At 65.4% G+C, this 5,914-nt stretch carries 5 protein-coding genes; 3 read left to right on the forward strand and 2 right to left on the reverse strand.

Translation table 11 applies throughout. From position 1 onward, the window contains the following. Window positions 1-113: 113 nt before the first annotated feature. The 3 genes from dapF to WBQ44_RS03535 all read left to right on the forward strand — a co-directional run bounded on the left by dapF (window position 114) and on the right by WBQ44_RS03535 (window position 3,698). Window positions 114-983, forward strand: a complete 870-nt coding sequence (gene dapF / locus WBQ44_RS03525; RefSeq protein ID WP_495565354.1) for a diaminopimelate epimerase — start codon at window positions 114-116, stop codon at window positions 981-983. Window positions 984-1,089: 106 nt separating this feature from the next. Next, on the forward strand, window positions 1,090-2,664 hold the full coding sequence (gene hflX, locus WBQ44_RS03530; protein ID WP_495565355.1) for a GTPase HflX: 1,575 nt from the start codon (window positions 1,090-1,092) through the stop codon (window positions 2,662-2,664). Between the two features lie 5 nt (window positions 2,665-2,669). Then, entirely contained in the window at window positions 2,670-3,698 is a 1,029-nt protein-coding gene (locus WBQ44_RS03535) for a hypothetical protein (RefSeq protein WP_495565356.1), read from the forward strand. 10 nt (window positions 3,699-3,708) lie between these two features. Here the strand turns inward: WBQ44_RS03535 and WBQ44_RS03540 are convergent, their stop codons facing one another. Both WBQ44_RS03540 and WBQ44_RS03545 read right to left on the reverse strand, forming a co-directional pair. Continuing rightward, entirely contained in the window at window positions 3,709-3,966 is a 258-nt protein-coding gene (locus tag WBQ44_RS03540; protein ID WP_495565357.1) for an HPr family phosphocarrier protein, read from the reverse strand. A gap of 50 nt (window positions 3,967-4,016) precedes the next feature. Beyond that, a partial coding sequence (locus tag WBQ44_RS03545) for a PTS fructose transporter subunit IIABC (RefSeq protein ID WP_495565358.1) occupies window positions 4,017-5,914 on the reverse strand: 1,898 nt, incomplete at its 5' end.

The raw sequence follows: 5,914 nt of genomic DNA on the forward strand, positions 1-5,914 counted from the left end.
AGTGGTCGTCGAGGAGCGAAGCTAGAAGTGGTCGTCGAGGAGCGAAGCTAGAAGTGGTCGTCGAGGAGCGAAGCTAGAAGTTGCTTTCGAGGAGTGCAGCTAGGATTTACAGAATGCACTTTGCCAAGGGACACGGAACGCAGAACGACTTCGTGGTTCTGCCCGATCCCGAGGTGCAGATCGAACTGCTTCGCCCGCGTGTCGCTGCGCTCTGCGACCGACGCCGCGGACTGGGCGCCGACGGGGTGCTGCGAGTCGCGCGGGCGGGAGCACTGCGTGATGCCGGGGTGCTCGACCGCCTGCCGATCGGGGTGGGGGCGGGCGACTGGTTCATGGACTACCGCAACGGTGACGGCAGCATCGCAGAGATGTGCGGCAACGGCGTCCGAGTGTTCGCTCACTACCTACGGGCAACCGGGCTCGAAAGCAACGATCGTTTCGTCGTCGGGTCCCGCGCCGGCGCGCGTCCCGTAATCGTGCATTCCTTCGACTCCACGGTCGCCGACGTCACCGTCGACATGGGTGATGTGCACTTGATGGGTAGCAGCAGCGCCGAACTGGCGGGCAGAACCTTCGAGGGAATCGGCATCGACGTCGGCAACCCGCACCTCGCATGCGTCGACGACGCCGCCGACATCGATTCGCTCAGGGCCCTGGATCTCACGTCGACGCCCAGGCTCGACAACGATTTTTTCCGAGCAGGCGCCAACGTCGAGATTCTGACGAGAATGCGCTTCGGCCGCGTCGACATGCGCGTGCATGAACGGGGAGTGGGTGAAACACGGTCTTGCGGCACCGGAACGGTCGCGGCGGCGGCCGCGGCCCTGTCATACGAAGGCCTCGATTCCGGACAGGTGGTGGTCGGCGTACCCGGCGGCGAGGTGACGGTGACGATCGAGGATTCCGCAGCCACGTTGAGGGGACCGTCGGTGCTCTTGGCCACCGGCGTCATCGACGACACCTGGTGGCGCGAACTCGCCTGAACCGACCCCGCCGAGGGCCCTCCACCAGGAAACCCGGGTGCGTGCGCTGGGAATTTCATGGATCATGGAGAGCGTTGCAACACGCAGCAGGAACAACACAGCGAGTATGTCCGATGCACTCTGCATCCCAGGCAGCTCACCCGAACTAAGGATCGACAAAATAACGGACACAGAACACCAGGACACGAACACCGGGTCTGCCTGGACGCGAGAAGAATCCGACGCCTGGGCCAGGCGCATCGCTCGTTCCTCCCTCCCGGCGGACGGAACGTCTGCGGGTGAGAGTTCGCCGTCTTCGGGCGACATGCAGCTCGAAGAACGTACGGCTCTACGCCGCGTGGCAGGGCTGTCGACCGAGCTCGCCGACGTCACCGAGGTCGAATACCGTCAGCTCCGACTCGAGCGAGTAGTTCTCGTCGGGGTATGGACGACGGGTACCGCGGCGCAGATCGAGAGCAGCATGGCAGAACTCGCTGCGCTGGCAGAGACAGCCGGTTCGGAGGTTCTCGATGCACTCGTGCAGCGTCGGGACAAGCCCGATTCGGCCACGTACATCGGTTCGGGCAAAGCGCACGAACTGCGCGACGTGGTGCTCTCGACCGGCGCGGACACGGTGATCTGCGACGGTGAGCTGACCCCCGCGCAGCTCAACGCGCTGGAGAAGGTCGTCAAGGTCAAGGTCATCGACCGCACGGCGTTGATTCTCGACATCTTCGCCCAGCACGCGACGTCTCGCGAGGGCAAGGCGCAGGTCGCTTTCGCGCAGATGGAGTATATGCTTCCTCGGCTCCGCGGCTGGGGTGAGTCCATGTCCAGGCAGGCCGGTGGCCGCGCGGGCAGCAACGGCGGCGTGGGTCTACGTGGTCCCGGTGAGACGAAGATCGAGACCGACCGCCGACGCATCCGCGAGCGGATGGCCAAACTCCGCCGCGAGATCAAGGGCATGAAGCAGGCCCGCGACACCAAGCGTGAGCGTCGACTGACGAGCACCGTGCCGTCCATCGCCATCGTCGGTTACACCAACGCGGGCAAGTCTTCGCTGCTCAACGCTCTCACCGGGTCCGGTGTGCTCGTCCAGAACGCTTTGTTCGCCACGTTGGATCCGACATCGCGAAAGTCGACGCTCGAAGACGGCCGCGCGATCGTGCTCACCGACACAGTCGGTTTCGTGCGGCATCTGCCGACGCAGCTCGTCGAGGCCTTCCGATCCACGCTGGAGGAAGTGACCGACGCCGACCTGCTGCTGCATGTCGTCGACGGTTCCGATCCGCTGCCCGTGGATCAGATCAAGGCCGTGCGCGAGGTCATCGTCGACGTCGTCAGGGAGCGTGAAGCCGCAATGCCTCCCGAGCTGATCGTCGTCAACAAGATCGATGCAGCCGACCCTGTCCAGTTGACGCAGTTGCGTGGCCTGTTGCCGGGTGCGCGGTTCGTGTCCGCGCGTACCGGGGAAGGCATCGACGAACTCCGCGATTACCTCGGTGAGATCCTTGCGTGGCCGGAATCCGAGGTCGACGTCCTCGTTCCGTACACGCGCGGTGATCTGGTTGCGCGGATACACACCGAGGGACGGATCACGAAGTCCTCGCACGAGGCCGACGGAACACGAGTCGAGGCACGGGTGCCCACTGCTCTCGCCGCGGTGTTGACCGACTTCGCATTCGACACCGTCACTGCCTGACGCGGGTGCGCCGCACAGCTTTGGTCGTTCCGGCTGCGTTCGGGGCGCTGATATTGGCCGCAGCGCCCGCCATGGCCGAGCCCGAGGTACGACAGTTCGCCGCGTACTGCACACCGTCCGACCCGGAATTGGCAGAGTTGTCGGGACTCGCCGAGGTCGACGGCGTGCTGTACGCAGTCGGTGACAGCGGCACCGATCATCGGGTCGCGGTGCTCGACGCGTCCTGCACGGTCGATCGTTGGATCGACGTACCCGTCGATCCCTACGACGTCGAGGACCTCGGGTCGTACGGGGGTGATCTCTGGTTGTCCGACACCGGGGACAATCGGCGCACGCGCGAGACCGTCGCCTTGACGCGCATGGACCCATCCACCGGTGCGGGAGAACTTCACCGTCTTGTCTACCCCGATGGCCCGCACGACGCCGAGACCCTGTTGATCTCGTCGGACGGTCGGCCCGTTGTCGTGACCAAAGAACCGTCGGGCGTGAGCGGAATCTACGTCCCGGAAGGCGACACGAGGGTCGACGAACTGGCGTCGCCGGGGCCGACATCGCTGAAGAAAGTCGGCGAAGTGGCCTTCGCGCGAACGACCACGCCGGGCGGGCCGCCGTTCATCACGGGTTCTGTTCTCGCCACGGGCGGCGCCGTCAGCTCCGATGGGTCCGTCGCCGCTGTGCGGACGTATACCGACGTGTATCTGTTCCCGGTCGTCGATGGGGATGTTGCCGCGGCGCTGACCGCCGAGCCCGTCGTGATTGCAGCCCCGGCACGCCCCCAGGGTGAAGCCGTGGCCTTCACTGCCGACGGGGCTCTTCTTCTCGCGTCGGAATCAGCGGGTGGTCCGCTGCCGCCGATCGATCAGCTGGCCGGCGCGGTGTTCTCCGTGCAACCGCAACAGCAACCGGCGACGGAATCGACCGGTGCACCATCGTCGCCCGGAGGCCGATGGTCGTTCGGTGCGATTGCCGTCGCCGGTGTACTCGCAGTGGTATCGGTCGTCTACGCGTTCGGGCTGGCCGGGCGGCGTAGCTGATCGGAATGTTTCAGGCGTCGAGATCGGACGCGACGAGCGCTGCGATCTTGTCCAGCGTTGCCTGATCCTCGCTTTCGACGGTCACCTCGGTGCCCTTGGTAGCTCCGAGCGTCATGATCATCAGGGCTGATCCGGCGTCCACCGGTTCCTGGTCTTCCACCGCGAGGGTGACGTCGATGCCGGAGTCGGCGACTGCCTCTGCGATGAGTGCAGCGGGGCGTGCGTGCAGGCCGATGGCGGATCCGACGGTGACTGTGGTGCTGGGCATTGAAATTTCTCCTCGTTCGGTGGGTTCGGTTCGGTGGAGCGGTGACGAGATCAGACGTGTACTGCGTCGGGGTCGAGAACGGAATCGGCCGGTGCGTCCTTCGGCTTGGTGAATTGCTTTGCCATGATCACGAGGAACGCGGACACGATGGTTCCGATGGCCAGGGCCACGACGAACCAGAGCAGCTGGCCGATGGCGAAGAAGACGAAGATTCCGCCGTGAGGTGCGCTCAGGGTGACGTCGGTGGCCATCACGAGGGCACCGGTTACTGCGCCGCCCGCCATCATCGACGGGATGACCCGCAGCGGATCGGCCGCCGCGAATGGAATTGCGCCTTCGGAGATGAATGCTGCTCCGAGGAACCAGGCCGCCTTTCCGTTTTCGCGTTCGGCTTCGGTGAACAGGGTGGAGCGAACAGCGGAAGCCAGCGCCATCGCCAGCGGAGGCACCATGCCGGCGGCCATGACCGCAGCCATGACGCGGAGTGAAGCGACGTCGGTGACGGACAAGCCTGCGGTGGCGAACGCGTAGGCGGCCTTGTTGACCGGCCCGCCGAGGTCGAAGCACATCATGAGGCCGAGGATGACGCCCAGGATGATGATGGAGCTTCCGCTGAGTCCGTTGAGCCAGTTGGTGAGTCCACTGGTGATGGCCGCGAGTGGCTTGCCGAGGACGAGGAACATGATTCCGCCGACGATGAGCGTCGCGAACAGCGGGATGATGACGACGGGCATGAGCCCGCGCAGAACCGTCGGGATCTTCCACTTGCTGATCCACAGCGCTACGAAGCCGGCGATCAAGCCGCCGACGAGACCTCCGATGAAGCCCGCGCCTACGAGAACGGCGACCGCGCCGGCGGTGAAACCTGGTGCAAGACCCGGTCTGTCGGCAATCGCATAGGAGATGTAGCCGGCCAGCGCCGGTACCAGGAAGCTGAACGACAGCGCACCGATCTGGAACAGCACTGCGCCGAGATAGGTGGCCAATCCGCCGTCCGGAAGCGACGTCAGCGAATTGTTGATGACTATCTCTTCGGCGTTGTCCGAGATCTCGTATCCGCCGAGCAAGAAGCCGAGTGCGATGAGCAAGCCGCCGGCCGCGACGAACGGAATCATATAGCTGACGCCGGTCAGCAAGATCTGTCGGATCCGGGTACCCCAGCCCAATTCGCCTGTGCTGCTGTCGCTTCCGCCCGATGTCACTGCGGTACCCGATACGCGGGCGGCGTCGGGATCGCCCGCGGCACGAAGCGCTTCGGTGACCATGACATCGGGTTCGTTGATTGCACGCTTGACGCCGGAGGAGATGACGGGCTTGCCTGCGAATCGTTCCTTGCCCTTGACACCGACGTCGGTGGCGAAGATGACTGCCTCGGCGCTCGCAATGAGCTGGGGATCGAGAGGAGTGCTGCCGCTCGAGCCCTGCGTTTCGACATGCACCGTCACGCCCGCACGATCACCGGCGGCCACGAGGGAATCCGCTGCCATGTAGGTGTGCGCGATGCCTGTGGGGCATGCGGTGACGGCGACGATGTGCTTGGGCGCCGTGTCCGCCGGAGCCGTCGTGACCGCAGGAGCGTCGTTGTCGGGTGCAGAGTGTTTCGGGGTGCCCGCCGTCACGGGTGCGGCGGGCGTCTTCTTCGGTGCCGGGTTGACGACGGCGTCGACGAGCGCAACCACCTCGGCGGCGCCGGCAGCTTCCCGCAGCGAGGCGACGAACTCGGGCTTGACGAGCGCGCGAGCGAGCGAGGACAGCAACTTCATGTGTGCCGAACCGGCGCCCGCCGGAGCTGCGATCAGGAAGACCAGGTCGGCAGGGCCGTCGGGAGCGCCGAAGTCGACCTTCGGGTTCAGCCGCGCGAAGCCCAGTGATGCCGAGTTGACGGCGTCGGCGCGGCAGTGGGGGATGGCGATACCGCCGGGCAGACCCGTGGCGGACTGTGCTTCGC

It is taken from the genome of Rhodococcus sp. (in: high G+C Gram-positive bacteria), from assembly GCF_049591685.1.
Lineage (GTDB): Bacteria > Actinomycetota > Actinomycetes > Mycobacteriales > Mycobacteriaceae > Rhodococcoides.

Coding starts and splice junctions, on each gene's coding strand:
- dapF (WP_495565354.1), top strand. CDS start 114: ATGCACTTTGCCAAGGGACACGGAACGCAGAACGACTTCGTGGTTCTG.
- hflX (WP_495565355.1), top strand. CDS start 1,090: ATGTCCGATGCACTCTGCATCCCAGGCAGCTCACCCGAACTAAGGATC.
- WBQ44_RS03540 (WP_495565357.1), bottom strand. CDS start 3,966: ATGCCCAGCACCACAGTCACCGTCGGATCCGCCATCGGCCTGCACGCA.